The sequence below is a fragment of the Glaciecola sp. 33A genome (assembly GCF_002836745.1).
Lineage (GTDB): Bacteria > Pseudomonadota > Gammaproteobacteria > Enterobacterales > Alteromonadaceae > Glaciecola.
The window spans coordinates 30,586-47,504 of record NZ_PJAR01000029.1; the positions used below are offsets into that span (position 1 = coordinate 30,586).

The 16,919-nt window shown below is 42.7% G+C and carries 11 protein-coding genes; 4 read left to right on the top strand and 7 right to left on the bottom strand.

Features of this window, described 5'->3' with window-relative positions; all coding sequences use genetic code 11:
- Positions 1–28 precede the first annotated feature (28 nt).
- The 3 genes from CXF81_RS04705 to CXF81_RS20615 all read right to left on the bottom strand — a co-directional run bounded on the left by CXF81_RS04705 (position 29) and on the right by CXF81_RS20615 (position 1,437).
- On the bottom strand, positions 29–676 hold the full coding sequence (locus tag CXF81_RS04705) for a DsbA family oxidoreductase (protein ID WP_101180219.1): 648 nt from the start codon (positions 674–676) through the stop codon (positions 29–31).
- Positions 677–725: 49 nt separating this feature from the next.
- A complete protein-coding gene (locus CXF81_RS04710; RefSeq protein ID WP_101180220.1) occupies positions 726–1,265 on the bottom strand; it encodes an isochorismatase family protein in 540 nt (179 codons plus the stop codon).
- Positions 1,266–1,335: 70 nt separating this feature from the next.
- A complete protein-coding gene (locus tag CXF81_RS20615) occupies positions 1,336–1,437 on the bottom strand; it encodes a pentapeptide repeat-containing protein (RefSeq protein ID WP_101180260.1) in 102 nt (33 codons plus the stop codon).
- Between the two features lie 112 nt (positions 1,438–1,549).
- Here CXF81_RS20615 and nagA point away from each other — a divergent pair, with 112 nt between their 5' ends.
- The gene (nagA, locus tag CXF81_RS04720) at positions 1,550–2,710 is read left to right on the top strand and encodes an N-acetylglucosamine-6-phosphate deacetylase (protein WP_101180221.1); all 1,161 of its coding nucleotides are present in this window, start codon (positions 1,550–1,552) and stop codon (positions 2,708–2,710) included.
- A 147-nt stretch (positions 2,711–2,857) separates the two neighbouring features.
- On the opposite strand, the gene CXF81_RS04725 is transcribed toward nagA, so the two are convergent.
- The 4 genes from CXF81_RS04725 to CXF81_RS04740 all read right to left on the bottom strand — a co-directional run bounded on the left by CXF81_RS04725 (position 2,858) and on the right by CXF81_RS04740 (position 11,399).
- Positions 2,858–4,417 (bottom strand): bifunctional GNAT family N-acetyltransferase/carbon-nitrogen hydrolase family protein, encoded by a 1,560-nt coding sequence (locus CXF81_RS04725; protein ID WP_101180222.1) that lies wholly within the window; start codon positions 4,415–4,417, stop codon positions 2,858–2,860.
- Between the two features lie 129 nt (positions 4,418–4,546).
- Positions 4,547–6,133: a sugar porter family MFS transporter gene (locus CXF81_RS04730; RefSeq protein WP_101180223.1), complete on the bottom strand. Its 1,587-nt coding sequence runs from the start codon at positions 6,131–6,133 to the stop codon at positions 4,547–4,549.
- A 98-nt stretch (positions 6,134–6,231) separates the two neighbouring features.
- Positions 6,232–7,944: a family 16 glycosylhydrolase gene (locus CXF81_RS04735; protein WP_101180224.1), complete on the bottom strand. Its 1,713-nt coding sequence runs from the start codon at positions 7,942–7,944 to the stop codon at positions 6,232–6,234.
- Positions 7,945–8,201: 257 nt separating this feature from the next.
- Positions 8,202–11,399, bottom strand: a complete 3,198-nt coding sequence (locus CXF81_RS04740) for a beta-galactosidase (RefSeq protein ID WP_101180225.1) — start codon at positions 11,397–11,399, stop codon at positions 8,202–8,204.
- A 218-nt stretch (positions 11,400–11,617) separates the two neighbouring features.
- Between CXF81_RS04740 and CXF81_RS04745 the strand changes: the two genes are divergently transcribed.
- From CXF81_RS04745 to CXF81_RS04755, 3 genes are all read left to right on the top strand, one after another.
- A complete protein-coding gene (locus CXF81_RS04745; protein ID WP_101180261.1) occupies positions 11,618–12,454 on the top strand; it encodes a helix-turn-helix transcriptional regulator in 837 nt (278 codons plus the stop codon).
- A gap of 902 nt (positions 12,455–13,356) precedes the next feature.
- On the top strand, positions 13,357–15,717 hold the full coding sequence (locus tag CXF81_RS04750) for a TonB-dependent receptor domain-containing protein (protein WP_101180226.1): 2,361 nt from the start codon (positions 13,357–13,359) through the stop codon (positions 15,715–15,717).
- 144 nt (positions 15,718–15,861) lie between these two features.
- Positions 15,862–16,902, top strand: a complete 1,041-nt coding sequence (locus CXF81_RS04755) for an alkaline phosphatase D family protein (protein ID WP_101180227.1) — start codon at positions 15,862–15,864, stop codon at positions 16,900–16,902.
- The last annotated feature ends 17 nt before the right edge of the window (positions 16,903–16,919 follow it).

Consider the following 16,919-nt stretch of genomic DNA (forward strand, 5'->3'; position numbering starts at 1 on the left):
GATAATGCGCGCGAAAAGCTGAAACTTTTCATCTCTCATTTGCGATTTTAATTAATGCTTGCTGAAACACTTCAGCAGGCTGTCCACCGCTGATCAAGTGTTTATTGTTGACAATGACCGCCGGCACAGATTGCACTCCCGCACTCTGATATTGTTGCTGTAATTGGCGAACGTCTGCTGTAAATCGATCCGACTGCAATACTTTTTTAGCGCCGGCAACATCTAAACCAACACTATTAGCTGTTTTTAAAAGCTGCTCATGGGCGCTTGGATTGCCATTGTTTTTGAAATACAAATCAAACAATGCCAGCTTTAATTCAGTCTGCTTACCCTGAGTTTTGGCCCAGTGTAATAAACGATGCGCATCAAACGTATTATAAATGCGACCACCCCCTCTGTTACCAAATGCATAGCCAACGTCGAGTCCGCGCTGCCTAATAGCGTCTCGATTTTGTTCTGCTTGTTGCTCAGAAATTTGATATTTTTGAGTTAAATGCTCGTTTATTTCCTGCCCTTCGGGTGGCATTTGTGGATTCAGTTCAAAGGGTTGCCATTCGATACTTGCCGTAATATCTGGCGCTACTTCTTTTAAGGCTGCTTGCAGTGCTTTAAAACCGATAATGCACCATGGGCAGGATATATCGGACACAATATCTATCTTTAATTCAGTCGCCATTCTTAATTATCCTTTTCAGTTGTGGATCTTGGACGGTAATAGCAAACACTTATCGAACGATGTCTAAAAGCGCCTTAAACTTATCATCTTTACAGTCTTTTATCATTTCAAACAGGCACATTTCAGTGCTAGTGATGCCCACATCCTTGCTTAGCAATTTGGTAATGGCAGCCTGTTTGTTGGTATCTTCCCGCGAACCTATGCTGTCGACAACGACTTCAATTGACTTACCCATTTGTTTTAAGCCCATCGCAGTTTGGTATACACAAACATGCGCTTCGATGCCACAAATTAGCCAATGTTTAACCCCTACTTTGTTAATTTTCTCAACAAAACGAGGGCTTGCGCAAGCATCAAATGTGTATTTTTTAATGCAAGGATAACTATTTAATAAGGGCCTGATCTCGGATGCTGTTTTGCCTAACTTTTCGGGATTCTGTTCAAGCACTAAGATTGGTAACTCCAGTAAGATGCAGCCTTTAATCAACTTGGCTACATTCTGAAACATCATCTCGCTATTGTGCACAAGATGCGACAATTTACCTTGAACATCGACGACAATAAGACCGGTATCATTTTTATCTAACATCGTATTCTCAATCAAAAAGAAATGAACATAGCTTAGTATATCGCTGTTTTTTTGTCACATTAGATACGCCTTAGATATTAATTGCACAGTAAACACGAAATAGACGAATATTTGATAAGCGAGCATTTGATAAAATAGCATTTGATAAGCTAGCATTTGATAAGCTAACGATGCGTAATCTATGTTAACTAGTTTACGTAATATTTATCAATGTTGTTTGAGAGTGCGCTACCATTACAATTACGCTGCGCAAGCAACAAAGCCAACACAAAATGAGTAATTACATGACAAGCTATTTCGCCAAGCGACTATTTGACGGTCTGCGAATGCATGACAACATGCACTTAGACGTCAGCAAAGGTATCATTTGCAGTATCAAAAAAGCTCACTCCACTCACTTAAAAGCAGATGTAAAGCTAGATGGGTTGGTGTGTGCTGGTTTTATCGATACTCAAGTTAATGGCGGTGGTGGGGTTTTGTTCAATCATGAACCCTCACTTGAAACCCTGGTTGCGATGCTGCAAGGCCATTCGAAATATGGCACAACGGGCATGTTACCAACCCTAATAACGGATAGCAGTGAGGTGATGAAAACAGCAGCCAATGCTGTTGCCGAGGCTATAGCTAAACCCATATCTGGTATCTTGGGAATTCACTTTGAAGGACCGAATTTAAGTAAGGTAAAGCGCGGCATTCATCCGAGCAAGCATGTCAGAACAATCAGTGATATCGATTTAGCCACGTTTACACGCAGTGATATCGGTCGGGTTTTAGTGACTCTTGCACCAGAAAATGTATCACCCGATGTGATCACCGACCTTGTTAACCAAGGTGTTATTGTTTCGTTGGGCCATACGGGCGCAAATAGTGATCAAGCACTTAGGGCGATTGAGGCCGGCGCAACTTGTATCACCCACTTATTCAATGCTATGTCAGGGTTAACAGCAAGGGAGCCTGGACTGATTAACATTGCGTTAAGCGATTTACGCGTAACCGCAGGATTGATTGCCGACTTGCACCATGTCCACCCGCAGAACTGCGCCCTAGCCTACCAATGCATTGGTGCTGAGCGTTTAATGTTGGTAACTGATGCAATGGCACATGTGGGGTCCGATCTGCAAACTTTGGCATGGCTGAATTCAACCATCACCAAAACGGCCGGCAAATTGACATTGGATGACGGCAGTCTCGCCGGTTCGTGTTTAGACATGAACAGTGCAGTAAGAAATATGTATTCTTTGCTGAAGCAACACACCAGATGGACCGACGCAAATGATCTGCTAGGAGATGTGCTCAACATGGCGAGCCAGGTTCCAGCCCGCCTGTTGGGTATTCAAGATAGAGGAAAGTTACTTAGCGGAAATAAAGCTGACTTCGTGTTACTTGACGACGATATGCGTATGAAAGGATGCTGGATACACGGAGAAAAAGTGTCAGGCAATTGACTCACATAATCTTGCTAATGATAGCGGACGTTCATTTAACGCTGAATATCCGCTTTTGCATCAACTGCTTTTTATAACCTGATTTTCATAAACTGATTTTCATAAAGTGCTTTTCATAAAGTGCTTTCATGAACAACTTTTGCTGAACTACTTCTCGCCCAACCATTCCACTCTGAATAAATCTCGACGTTTGTCCAAATAGTTGCGCACCGAGCCTTCATTCTGAAGCTTTGTTAGTTTGTCAAAATCAAGGTCAACAATGAGCGTCATTTCAGTATTTGGTGTCGTTTCAGATACAATGGCGTCATGCGGAAAAGCAAAATCAGAGGGTGAGAATACTGCTGTTTGGGCATACTGAATATCCACATTATCCACTTGTGGTAAGTTTCCTACGCTGCCCGCAATAGCCACATAACATTCATTTTCAATCGCCCTAGCTTGCGCACATCGACGCACCCGCAGGTAGCCATTTTTGGTGTCCGTCCAAAAAGGGACGAACAACACTTGAATATCTTGTTCGGATAGCAATCGCGCTAATTCAGGAAATTCAACGTCGTAACAAATCAGAATACCAATTTTACCAAAATCAGTATTAAACGATTGCAACTTGTTGCCCCCCTTCATTATCCATTCTTTCTTCTCATGGGGCGTTAATTGCAGTTTATATTGGCTTTCAATTTTGCCATCACGGTGGCATAAATACGCAACGTTAAACAGCTCATCATCTTCAACAACAGGCATTGAACCGGCAATGATGTTGATATTGTAGGATACCGATAAACGCGAGATAGCGGTTAAAATTTCTTCTGTATATTCAGCTAAATGCCAAATAGCATCAATTGAACTTTCACCATCACTCAAGCCCATTAGCGGTGCATTGAAAAACTCAGGAAACAAAGCGACATCACACTTATAGTCAGATAATGCGTCAACAAAATATTCTACTTGTTGCAGTAGCGCTTCTACGTTCTCAAAGTAACGCATTTGCCATTGCACACAACCTACTCTCGCCGATGAACGCTTACCGCCTAACAAGTTTGGCTTCTCAGCATCGAAGTACATATTGTGCCACTGCAATAAGGTGGCATAACCTAACGAGTCTTTATCCTCGGGCAAATACGCCTTCATGACCTGTTTTACGTCAAATCCGTTGGACAATTGAAAAGTCAAAATAGGATCGAAAATATCTTTCGATTTAACTTGTTCGATATACTCATACGGTGTCAGTTCTTTTGCATATTGAATGTAGTTTGGAATACGACCACCGGCCATAATCGAGCGCAAATTCAAATTACGCACTAACTCTTTGCGCGCCTCGTACAAGCGACGACCTAAACGCAAGCCTCGATATTCTGGCGACACAAAAACATCAACACCATACAACACGTCACCATTTGGATCGTGCGTAGTGATATAAGCGTCACCGGTTATTTCTTCGTAGGTATGCTTGTCACCAAATTGTTCATAATCAACAATAACTGACAACGCAACCGCAACAACTTTGCCTTTGTCATCAATGCAGATTTGCCCATCGGGGAAGGTAGAAATTTGGGCTTTAAACTGCTTGAAAGGAAGCGTACCACCCACTCGCTGATATATCGCGTCCTGCAGCTCCCTGATATCGTCATAATCGTCTAATGTAAGGTGTCTAAGCTCTAGTAAGTGCTCACCTTCTTCATTTGAATTTACTGGTTCTCTGGTTGGCATGTGATCCTCAAAAAAATACCGATGTCAACAATGACACCAACAGTTTATCAGGTATTGGTCGCTTTAATAGTCGAAGTTTAGATTTACCAAACTCGATTCGAATTGATGCTCTGGCCTTCATCACCGCGATCAGCGTAGGCCGAACACGCCTTCTATTTCTTCCAAAGAACGTCCTTTGGTTTCTGGCAGCATTTTATATATTAATACAAAGCCGACGATCGCTAAGAGGCCATAAATCAAGAATGTAATGGCTGTACCCAAATTGGCCAACTCCCAGGGAAACAATAATTGCACACTGAAGCTAACAGCACTATTGACTGCACCAATACAGGCAATACCGACGCCGCGCAGCCTATTAGGTAGAATTTCTGCAAGCAGCACCCACATCACAGGGCCAAGTGAGACGGCAAAAGAGGCAACAAACCCCAATATACCAATCAATACGATAACTGAATTGATTGTCACTGCGGCCTCAATTAACACAGATTGATGTTCACGTGCATCATCTTCACCGAGCAACTCGATAGTCGCGTTTTTAAAGCTGACGTCATTTGAAAAAGTTTTCCCTAAAATAGGCATTAGTTTACTTCGGTGATCTGGACTTTCAATAGACTGAATAGAAGATTCGGTAAGCTGGTAGCTTGCATTGTGAAAACCGTAGGAGGCGATGGACATACTAATGAACACACCGGCAAGACCAATCAACATTAATGGTTTCCGGCCTAATTTATCAATTAATAGCATGGCGACAATGGTAAATACAACGTTGATAACCCCAACCCAAATGGCCTGCGAAAATGCGGCATTTTGACCAACGCCACTTTGCTCAAAAATACTTGGCGCATAAAAATAAATGGCATTTACACCGGTAGCTTGTTGGCAAATTGCCACCACTAAACCAACTAATAAGACAAATCGCATTTTTTTAGAAAATAAACTTTTAAGTAAATTGAATATAGAGTCTACTTTACCTTGCGCAGCGACATTGCGGTCTGCTTTGATTTCTTCAATAAAATTATCGGCCTGCTCACTCGTCATTGATGGCGCAGTCGCGTTTTTTCCATTAAGCATTAAGAGGACAGATTTGGCCTGAGTTTCGCGATTATTTAAAGCAAGCCATCGAGGGCTCTCAGGAATAGTAAACAACAGCGCAAAAAATATAGATGCAGGAATAATTTCAAAACCCAGCATCCAGCGCCAGACATTGTCCTCGATGCCTAAGGCACTGACCCATGCAGCCGGATTACTCGACAATTGTAATAGATAATAGTTAACAAAATAAGCAACCGAGAGTCCAATAACAATGTTGAGTTGGTTAATAGAAATCATTTTGCCACGTATTTTTGCTGGCGAAATTTCGGCTATATAGATAGGAGCAACAACCAAGGATGCAAAGGCAATCCCGCCTATAATTCGAGCCGTAACTAACATGCTGTAGCTAACCGCTAATGCAGAAAAAATAGCTGACACCACATACAAAAAAGCAATCGCGATAATGACCTTTTTACGACCAAACATGTCCGCAAAAAAACCAGCAAACAAAGAGCCAAATAAGGCACCAAGTGTAGGCGAACTGACCACAAAACCTTGCTGCCAGTCATTCAATTTGAATTCAGTTGTTACAAAGCCAATCACACCAGAAATAACCGATGCATCAAAGCCAAAGACGAAGCCTCCCAGTGCAACGACAATCGCGAAATAAACACTTTTTGACATTAAATTAGCTCTCTTTTACGGCTTTTATTTTTATTTAGTCAGACCAATACTGGCTATTCGCGAGCTGTATCTGACGTTGATTATCTGTTGGTCGCTACTTATTTAAATACGATTTTCACGAAGCTTGCAGCTATTAGCCCCGCTCGCCTTTGGATTGTAACCCCGATTAAGCCAATTAGTAACCATAGATGCACAGCTCCGCCGCCTGATCCAGACGCAGTAGGAGGTTCTTGTGGCGCTGGAACAACAACAGCACAACCGGTGCTATCTACCTGTGTACCCGCAGCCGTGCCCGGGCATTGATCATCAGCATCAAGAACGCCATCACCATCACTGTCGACTGACGTCTCGGTATTGTTACCAAAAAAGATATTATCTAAAAATACCGTGCCATTACCTTCTATTTTTAATTGAAAGACCTCGGTTAAATCCACAATACTCGAATAAGTGCTGAGCGGTATGACCAGACTTTGCCAAGACTGCTGGGCGACATCAACGTCAAAAGAGGTTTCAACTGGCCCTGGACTGATAATAAAGATTTTCAATGCCGTGGCGTTTTGTGTCCAATAATCCAGATAGATATTATCAAAGGCAGAAACATCCTGTTTATTATTACCAAAATCAGTACCTTGATAATCCAATGTCGCGTACTTTAGTACGTTATCTCCTTGAATTTGCTCTTGAGTTACGATTGTTCCTTGTTCCCAGTCAGGATTAAAGTCCACACCTTCAATATTTTGATAGCTATCGCTAAATAATGAAATAACCTCATTTTGCGGATTTATTGGTGTCGGTGCGGCTTCTTCCGGCGCGGTAATAAATTGGCAGCCCGTTGCATCAACGTCAGCATTTGGAGGTGTATTTGGACATTGGTCCAAACTATTAACAACCCCATCGTTGTCATCGTCTAGCGCCACTGGTGTGCTTTCATTACATTGCTGCCATTCGTTTGCATCACTAGCAACGCAATGAGCGACGTAGTCTATTTCCATGGTCGCAGTATTTAATTGAGGATCAACATTGCCACCTAATGAACCACCTATCGCTACGTTTAATAGAACAAACATCGGCTCTTCATATTGAGAACAATTTGATAAATCGTGCTGAGCTACAATATTGTTATCCATAAAAAAAGTAATTTCATCGGCAGTCCATTCAATACCATATGTATGAAAGGCCAATACATCAGAGGCACCACCAGGGTAAGTAGGCCGAACTTCACCACCGCAATCACCGACATTGAAGAAATTGGTGATGTAACGATCGCCTGAGTTGGCATACCACTCCCAAACATCTATTTCACCAGCACCCAGGTTGGGCCAATTAACGTTATCGTTATCACCTTTGATAGGGTCTTCTGCAATCCGGTTTTCTAACATCCAAAATGCGGGCCAAGTACCCCCTCTTAATTCCAAAAAGCGAAGTCGAGTTTCAATACGGCCATATAAAAATTCAGCTTTGTCTTTGCTGTTAATCCGACCAGACGTCCAAGAACGACTCACCCCATTTTGACCAGGACAGTTAATATTTTGTCTGCGGGCAGTAATTTTAAGTGTGCCGTCTGACACTTCAAAGTTACGTTGGGCGGAGGTTTCGTCATCGGTGTAACATTGAATTTCATTATTGTAATTGGCTTGAATTTGCGCTGTCCAATTATTCCAATTTACGCCTTCACCGTCGAAACGCTCTATCCAAGAAACCTCCCAACCAGCTTGGCTTTGTGCCAACGGCATGAAGCAAAAAGCAGCCAAAACAGCTGCTTTGCTTACGTGTTTTTTAGTCAATTGTTGGATCAAATTCACAATATCCATGTTCAGAACTCCCAAGATTTATACGCTTGTTCGCTAGGTGCATGTAGCATATATAACAGCCTTGTATAATACGTTATTTAACAATTTATTTACAAGCGGCTTGGGGTGAAGTGGACTTTTAGTAAGACGAGTGAAGCCTGACCTTTGAAGTGCCTTTTGTCACACCCTTTTTGTCACACCCTCTTTGTCACAGCCTCTTTGTCACAGCCTCCTTGTCACAGCCTCCTTGTCACAGCCTCCTTGTCACACCCTCTTTGTCACGACGTACGCAATGTTAACGAATACCGATATTGTTTACGCTCAAGTAGATACTCTTTATGCGTACTAGGACTCCATGAATCATCACCACCCACCCCCATGTGCTGGTGATCTATGTGTAGGTGAATAACGTCATCTTGCACCAACTCATTGGTATGTTTGCTAGTTGTTAAGGTATTTTGTGAATATGCACTAGCGGCAAATAAAAACGCACCCTGCACTTGTAGATTATTGACTTCAAGTTGCTGGCAATCGCTGCGTAAGCCATTATCTGTTGGGAAAATATACCCTGTGTGAAGCTCATTCAAGGCCAAACTATATTGTCCAAAACGTGCAGCCGCTTTACGATCTGGATAGTTTTCAAATGGTCCTAAGCCTAACCAGCTAACCTGCGAGTGGGGCCCTCTGTTGACAGCTAAACTGACCCCAATACGAGGCAGTGGCGGAAGGGCTTCATTTAAGCGCACATCAATATCTATAGTAACAACACCCAAGGTATTAATGTTGTAAATCCACTGCGTTTGCGCTTGCATTGCACTTTTACCTTGCTGCTCATATTCATAATCGAACACACAAGTGACGCGCACATCGTCGCTGGATGATACCGCCTTAATTTGTCGACATGTGCGTTGCCACTTGCCTATGCCCGCGAGCAACCAACGAGTTTGCCACGCATTTGGGTCAAGGTTATCAACCTCACTGACCCCAATGTCGTTATCCAGCGGTGCTCGATAAAAGTTATCCTGTAAACCTTTGGCAATAACCAACTGATTGGCGTGTTCCCATTTGTCTATCAAGCCCGTTTTACGGTTAAAATTGATTATAAAATTAGCCCCTTGGACAGCAATTGCTTGTTCACCATCATTCACCTTTAATGGTATTTGTGAACCGCCTGATTCCACTAGTGGCTGAGTCGGTAGTTTGCTAAAACTCAAGCTGTTTGCCAGGCTCAAGCTGTTTACCAAGCTCAAGCTGTTTACCAAGCTAAACTGTTCTGTTGCCAGCACATGACCCGCTTGCGCAAAACTGCAATCGTTGAGCAGTTCTATATCGATATTGATATGATACTGCTTCCCCGCTGTAAACTCTGAATTGGGTGCGATATCAATAATCACACTGCTCTGAGGGGCAATATTAAGCACGACACTAGCTTGTTCAATTTCAAGGCCGTTTTGCATGAGTCGCCAAATCAGCTTTTCATTGTCGGTGCTCCTAAACACATAATCGCTGAATACACTGAGGCTGTAATGATTGTGATTTTGCGAAAGTTGATCCGGCGCTTTCGCTACTTTCGGCACGAGCGTAAATTGCAGGTGTTGCTGGCTATATTTAGCTTCATACAAAGAGGGGTGTGCAGTGCGATCAGGGAACAATAATCCGTTGATGCAGAACTGACGATCGTTAACATCATCACCAAAATCGCCACCGTAGGCCCAATAGTGAGTGCCGTTTTCATCGATTTTGGATAGTCCTTGGTCAACCCAATCCCAGATGAAGCCGCCTTGCAAACGCGGGTAGTCTCTAAAGGCTTGCCAATAATCGTCAAAATTTCCGAGACTATTGCCCATTGCATGCGCGTACTCACATAAAATAAGTGGGCGTGTTTCCCCCGGTAGACTCAGCCATTTCTTGATTGAGTATTTAGGCACTGCATCGTCTATTACATCGGTATCAACTCGAGAATACATAGGACAAATAATATCCGTCGCTGAGGTGTTCGCTCCGCCACCTTCGTATTGCACAGGACGGGAGGGATCGAAACTTTTTGACCAGGCATACATCGCATTATGGGTTGTGCCATAACCACATTCATTGCCCAATGACCAAATGATAATTGATGCATGGTTCTTATCGCGCTCAACCATCTGTGTATAGCGTGACATAAAAGCGCCAGTCCATTGTGGAGAAGATGCTAAACGCCCCATCGGAAACATACCATGGGTTTCGATATTGGCTTCGTCGACAACGTATAAGCCTAATTCATCACACAACTCATACCAACGCGGGTGATTTGGGTAATGCGCAGTGCGCACAGCGTTGAAATTATTTTGCTTCATCAACTTGATATCAGCAAGCATATCAGCTTCATTCACTACATGGCCGTTTTGTGGATGATGTTCGTGTCGATTTACACCGCGTATTAATATTGGCTTGCCATTGACGCAAAGCTGACCGTTATCAATTGCTACTTTCCTGAAGCCAATATCGTAGGCTTCGACATCAAGGATAATGCCTTTGTCATCTTGCAAACTTACCACGCAGCGATATAAATTAGGAGTTTCAGCGCTCCACTTTTTGGGGTTTTGAATGGCGATATTATGGAATACAATATCCTCCCAACCGCCTTTTTCATCGATGCGTTTATTGTTTGTGCTTTGCGTTTGTGACTCGCAAATAGCAGAATCACCATCAAATACTTGTACGCTGACGGTGTGATTTTTGAGATGCGCTAGTGCAACTCCAGCGGGGGGTTGAATCGCTGTTTTCAGCTGGAGTGTCGCATCGCGATAACAAGCGTCTAAGTCTGTTACAACAAAAACATCGCGAATATAAGTTTGCGGTTTTGTGAGCAAGACCACATCACGAAAAATACCACTTAGCCACCACATATCTTGGTCTTCAAGATAACTACCATCGCTCCAACGAATAACCATTGCCGAGATACGGTTTTTGCCAGCAATGAGGAAGGAACTTAAATCAAACTCACTGGGCAGACGGCTGTCTTGTGAATAACCGACCCACTGGCCATTGCACCACAGATGAAATGCCGAATTTACGCCTTCAAAAATAATATGATTACGCTGGGATAGCTGCTCAGTCGCTATATTAAACTCTGTGCGATACAGGCCCGTCGGATTATCGCTTGGCACAAAAGGAGGATCCACCGCAAAAGGATACTTTACATTGCAATAAATCGGCTTATCAAAACCTTGAAGCTGCCAGTTTGAAGGTACGTTTATCGTTTGCCAGTCATCAACAAACTCGGCGAGTAATGAGTCATCCACATCTTCAGGCTTAGCAATCAATTTAAAATCCCACTGGCCATTTAATAACTGTTTTTGCGGGTGTTGTTTTTGACGAGCATCCGCAACAGTTTTATAACCATTAAGTGGACTGTGAGCTTTCTCTTGATTAACTTGCACCGACAAGGGAGATTCCCAGTCGCGACGTTGAAGAATATGTTGCAGTGACGTCATGATACTCCTTTCTGCTATTGCGGATTCTTTTTGTACGAGTTGATTGCGTGCGACTTTTGCTTTTCGGTTTTTGATAAAACGAAAATAGGGAGGCCCCACAACACCAACACGGCGCACTTCATAGTAATTACTGATGCGCTTCTAAATATAGCTAAATGTTAACCCTTAGGTTATGCTTAAATCTATCTTATTTTTATCCAAAACTCTCATTTTTACTTATGCAAAATACGCTTAAAGACATTTTAGATATTGGTCCTAACTGTTATGAACGCTTCATAGAATCTGCCACCTTGGCAGAAATCAAGCCTTTGGAAATCGAATTAGCAGGTTGTTCAAACTTATCAGGAAGATATTGCGTTGCGCGTACAACACCACCTGATCACACTTTATTTTACACCCTAAGTGGGCAAGGCAAATTAACCACACTTTATAAACAATATGATCTGACACCGAATACATTGGCCATTTTGCCAGCAAGGCAAGCCTTTGCTGTGAGTATAGCGGCTAAGCATTGGGACATTTGTTGGATCAACCTTGCCAACACGGCATGCTGGGAACATGCAGCGTTAAGCGAAGCGCTGGTGTTAGAAAATCAAAAATTCGAACCACTGCACCTCGCCATGGAATTATTATACGCCGAGCCTAGCGCTACTTTGCGTGCAGGTGTGATGCCAATACTTAGCCATTATCTGCACCTACCGTTTAAAGGGCAAACACAACAAGAGCACGCACAAAAAGCCTCTGATGATCGCCTACAAAAGCTGTTTCAAGAAATCGAAAAACGCCTGCAGTTTGATTGGACCATTGATGCTATGTGTAATCATATTCACTATTCATCACCGCATTTGCATCGTTTATGCCAAGCGAAGTTTGGTAACAGTCCAGTACAACAACTAATTCATTTGCGTATACAGCGAGCCAAAACGTTGTTATTAAATACGTCCTGGCCTATCTCTCATATTGCGAGTTATGTGGGTTATCCAAATATCTTTAATTTTTCAAAACGCTTTAAAAAATCCGTTGGGTTATCACCTAGTGGGTTTAGGCATGGTTAGAACTTAATCTCAGCTAGGTATGACGTAGCGTTGGCGGAGAAACAAAATAACTTTGTGCACAATAAAAACCTTCGCCAATTATGGCAACTCCAATGCCACAATTGTTACTCTTCAAGAGGTCGCTTCAAGAAGTCGCTTCAAAAGAAGCGGTTCATCTGCTTTTCCCCTGAAGCCGAGTGGCAGGTCATTATGTCGGCAAGAGGACGCCATGTTGAGTGATCACTGCGCACTTAATCACAACGCTGGTCGGCGATAACAGTAAATATATCTACAATACAACACAGGAGGATGCAGACATTAGCTGGATTCTACTGGGCTGGGACCAAGATATCGGTATTTTGCCCAACCCGATGTATAGTTCTTGGAACTCAGTCACTAAACAGTCATCTGCGTCGCTTCGAAAACGAAGTCTGTTCTCAAAGCGATCAAAGCGGTAAAAGACGCTGCACCGCTAATGTTAGAAATCAAAGATGATCAGGCCAACTCGGTGGAAATCAAAAATTAATAGTTAGAACACTAATATTATTTTACGTATTAAATGTTCTCCATTGGATGTGCTTAAAAAGCAATCCATGACCGATCCTGAAAATGCTTATTTTTTAACCAGCATTAACAGTGAGTATCATGAAGTATCTATTAGGTCATATTAGGGCCTTAAAAATGTCTTTCAATAGGCTTTTTAAAAACTATTAAAGTCATATAAAATAAGGCTTATAAAAGGTTTTATAATTCATAATATGAGTTCTCAATCAACGTATCAAAAGGATCCCATTCATGGTTTTATTGAGCGGAAAATTAAGCAAAGTTGATTTTAATTGAACGTTCAATTAACATAACTGCGGTTGGCATATTATTCCCACACATTAAGAACGTTTACTAAAATACATTGAACAGGAACTTTTATGAAACCTCATTTGCCTATGAAGCAAAGCGTGATCGCACTATCTGTATTATCAGCAATATCTGTAACCTCCCTGTCCGCTATCGCGGAAGAAAGTAACGAACAGCGAGCGGATACCGAACAAAAAAAAATAGAAACTATTCAAGTTACCGGCCGCAGCCTTTCTTATGCAAACAGCACCGTATCATCGGAAATGAAAAAACAGCAAACTCCTATGACCAGCGCACTATCAATTATCGATAACCTGCCTGGTGTATTAGTGAACGAAGGCGACCCCTTTGGATCAGACGAATGGTCAACCAGTATTTCCATGCGTGGGTTTCAACTCGATCTTGCATCTCAGCAAATTGGTATGACTGTCGATGGGATTTCCAATGGCAACTCCAACTACGGCGGTGGTACAAAAGCCAGCCGTTATATCGATACCGAAAATTTACGCAGTATTGAAGTATCTCAAGGTACAGCCGACATAAGCTCTCGTTCTAACGAAGCGCTAGGCGGCACGCTTGATTTTACAACAATACGCCCTAGTTTCGACGAAAAACTAACCGTCAGTACGACTCTTGGTGAATACAACGCACGCAAATTTTACACGCGTTACGATACGGGAGAGATTGCGCAAGACACATTTGCATGGGTGTCAATATCAACGCAGCAAAATGATGACTATATGGACGGTTCAATAACTAACTCACGGGATCATGCTGAGGGTAAAATAATCAGTCGCATTGGCGACGTCGATTTAACTGGTTATTTGAGCTACGACGATGCTGTAGAATTTACTTATCAGCGGGTTTATGGCCTTGAGCAATATGCACAAGACCCTAATTGGGATGGCCTCATCAAAAACTTTACGGGCGTGCCGTATCAAGACCAAGCGTTACGTAAGACTTGGGGTACTGAACGTGAAAACCTTTTTGGTTATTTACAAGCAGACTTTATGCTCAGCGAAGTTAAGGTTAGTACCAACGTTTATTATCATAAAAACAAAGGTATGGGTAAATGGATGCCTTATTATATGGCCGACGTCACAGATGACGGCGCAGGCAATCCGCACTCCGAGCTAGATACTTCGACCACAGCCTTCGGCGGCTCATCAGCGGGCAGTATCTATTTTGTTAATCGTGACGGTCAATCGTTGTCACCTAACGAGGGCTGTGTCAGTTCTATCGGCTACCCTTATGGCGGTGGCGGACCTGAAATCGATCCTGGTTGCTATGAACAAGGTGCTATGCCAGTCAGTTCAAATCGTCATAGTAATTATAGTAAAGAGCGTTACGGCGTAAACGCCGACTTAATTTGGAACACCACGATTGCGGGTATGCCAAATACGGTGCGCGGTGGTTTATGGTATGAAGATTATCAGCGCGATGAAAACCGTAGCTGGCATAAAACCATCGACGCGGCAACTGGCCCACGTTATGAGAACACCCCTTACTGGATCCAGTATAGTCGAGAGTTTCCAGTCGAGACTCTGATGTATTATATTGAAAACGAGATAGATGCGGGTTTTGCTAAATTTCGCTTAGGTGCTAAGAAATTCAACGTTGACGTTACTAAGGAAGATCAGTTTACACCAGCAAATAACTTGAACGTGTCATCTGACTCAGACGCCTTAATATCGGCTGGATTTGTTGCCCCTTTACCCTTGCGCGGCTTGGAAGTATTTGGTGGTTACGCTGAGAACTTTGCTGCAATAAAAGATGGTGTTTTAGAGCGTGACGACACTGACGTGAGCCAAATAGAGCCGGAAACAGCGGATAACATCGATTTTGGTCTGCGTTATTCTACACCTGGTTTTAACGCCAGCTTGACCTATTACAACATAAAGTTTGAAAACCGGATCACGTTTATCAGTAATGAAGACGTCGACGGCATCGACTTCTTAGAAGCAGCTGCCGGCGGATACGTTAACGACGGAGGTGTCGAGTCAGATGGTATCGAAGCATCTTTAGACTATAGACTGACCGATAGTCTGGGTGTTTATATTTCTTATACTAAAAACGACTCTACGTATACCGACAAAGGCTTCCTTGGCAACACCGTATTAGGAAGTGCTCAGGATATGGCCGTGGTCAGCTTTGATTATACCAAAGGCGATTTTTATGCCGGTTTTAGCACAAAATATGTTGGTGAACGTTATTTAGATCAAGCCAATACGCAGGAAACTGACTCTTATGTAGTGAGTGACTTGTACCTGGGTAAAACAGCATATGAATTTGCTGGAGCCATTGAAAGTATGGAGCTAAGCTTCACAATAAACAATGTCTTTGACAAAAACTACCTTGGCACAATTGCGCCTAACGCAGCTTGGATAGGTGCACCGAGAACGGCAACATTTAACGCCAAGTTCGTAATGTAAAAAGCGTAATGTAAAAAGTGTAATGTAAAAAGCGTAATGTAAAAAGCGTAATGTAAAAAGCGTAATGTAAAAAGCGTGGCAAAGGCCACATGCAGTAACAACTGTATGTGGCTACTTCACTAGCATAATAAGGTAAAAAAACGCATGTTTAAATTATTAGCAATTTGCACATTACTTTTCACCACTGCGGTCTCGGCTGGTGCACCAAGTCGTATTTTATTTGGTTCGTGCTCGCATCAAGATAAAGATATTCCAATTTTTAGTAGTATTGTTGATGATGAACCTGAGGTTTTTATCTTTCTTGGAGATAACGTCTACGGCGATACTGAGGATATGTCAGCACTGCAGGATAAATATGACAAACTGGGCGCAAAACCCGGCTTTAAAAAGTTAAAAGCACAGGCTGAGTTAATCGCCATTTGGGATGATCATGATTTCGGTGCTAACGATGCAGGTAAAGATTATCCAAAGAAAGAAGCCTCTCGCCAAATTATGCTTAATTTCTGGGATGAGCCTGAGAATTCGCCGCGTAGAACCAGAGAAGATGGTATTTATACCTCCTATCAATATGGAGAAGGCGATGAAAGTATCCACGTGATTTTACCTGATCTTCGCTGGAACCGAGATGACATTACTCATGTAACAACTGAAGAATATACCAACGTCCGCGAACCTAAGAACATGGGACCTTACAGCGTTCACAGCGATCCAAACGCCAGTATGATTGGAGAAAAACAATGGCTGTGGCTTGAACAAGAACTTAAAAAACCTGCTCGCATAAAAGTGATAGGATCTAGCCTGCAGCTTTTAGCTGACTTTACGGGCTGGGAATCTTGGGCAAATTTTCCCGCGGACCGGCAGCGTTTGTTTTCGCTTATTAAAAAATATAATGTGAATGGGGTGGTATTAATAAGTGGTGATACTCATTGGGGTGAAGTCAGCTACTATGATGAAGACCTAGATTATCCATTATGGGAAATCACCTCGTCTGGTTTGACCCAGGAATGGAAAAACGTGAGTCCAAACAAACACCGCATCGGCAATTTTACCAGTAAGGTTAACTACGGTGCGCTGAATGTTGATTGGGGAAAAGACGATCCCGTCGTCACTTTAGGCCTTTACGATGTGGCCGGCGACGTGCTTAACGAACATCGGTTCAGGCTATCAACGCTGGAACCTTATTAATAAATTAATCATGTGAG

Bases quoted from the DNA above. Each gene is read 5' to 3' on its own strand.
- CXF81_RS04710 (WP_101180220.1), bottom strand. From the start codon at position 1,265: ATGTTAGATAAAAATGATACCGGTCTTATTGTCGTCGATGTTCAAGGT.
- CXF81_RS04745 (WP_101180261.1), top strand. From the start codon at position 11,618: ATGCAAAATACGCTTAAAGACATTTTAGATATTGGTCCTAACTGTTAT.
- CXF81_RS04705 (WP_101180219.1), bottom strand. From the start codon at position 676: ATGGCGACTGAATTAAAGATAGATATTGTGTCCGATATATCCTGCCCA.
- CXF81_RS04750 (WP_101180226.1), top strand. From the start codon at position 13,357: ATGAAACCTCATTTGCCTATGAAGCAAAGCGTGATCGCACTATCTGTA.
- nagA (WP_101180221.1), top strand. From the start codon at position 1,550: ATGACAAGCTATTTCGCCAAGCGACTATTTGACGGTCTGCGAATGCAT.
- CXF81_RS04730 (WP_101180223.1), bottom strand. From the start codon at position 6,133: ATGTCAAAAAGTGTTTATTTCGCGATTGTCGTTGCACTGGGAGGCTTC.
- CXF81_RS04735 (WP_101180224.1), bottom strand. From the start codon at position 7,944: ATGGATATTGTGAATTTGATCCAACAATTGACTAAAAAACACGTAAGC.
- CXF81_RS04755 (WP_101180227.1), top strand. From the start codon at position 15,862: ATGTTTAAATTATTAGCAATTTGCACATTACTTTTCACCACTGCGGTC.
- CXF81_RS04740 (WP_101180225.1), bottom strand. From the start codon at position 11,399: ATGACGTCACTGCAACATATTCTTCAACGTCGCGACTGGGAATCTCCC.
- CXF81_RS04725 (WP_101180222.1), bottom strand. From the start codon at position 4,417: ATGCCAACCAGAGAACCAGTAAATTCAAATGAAGAAGGTGAGCACTTA.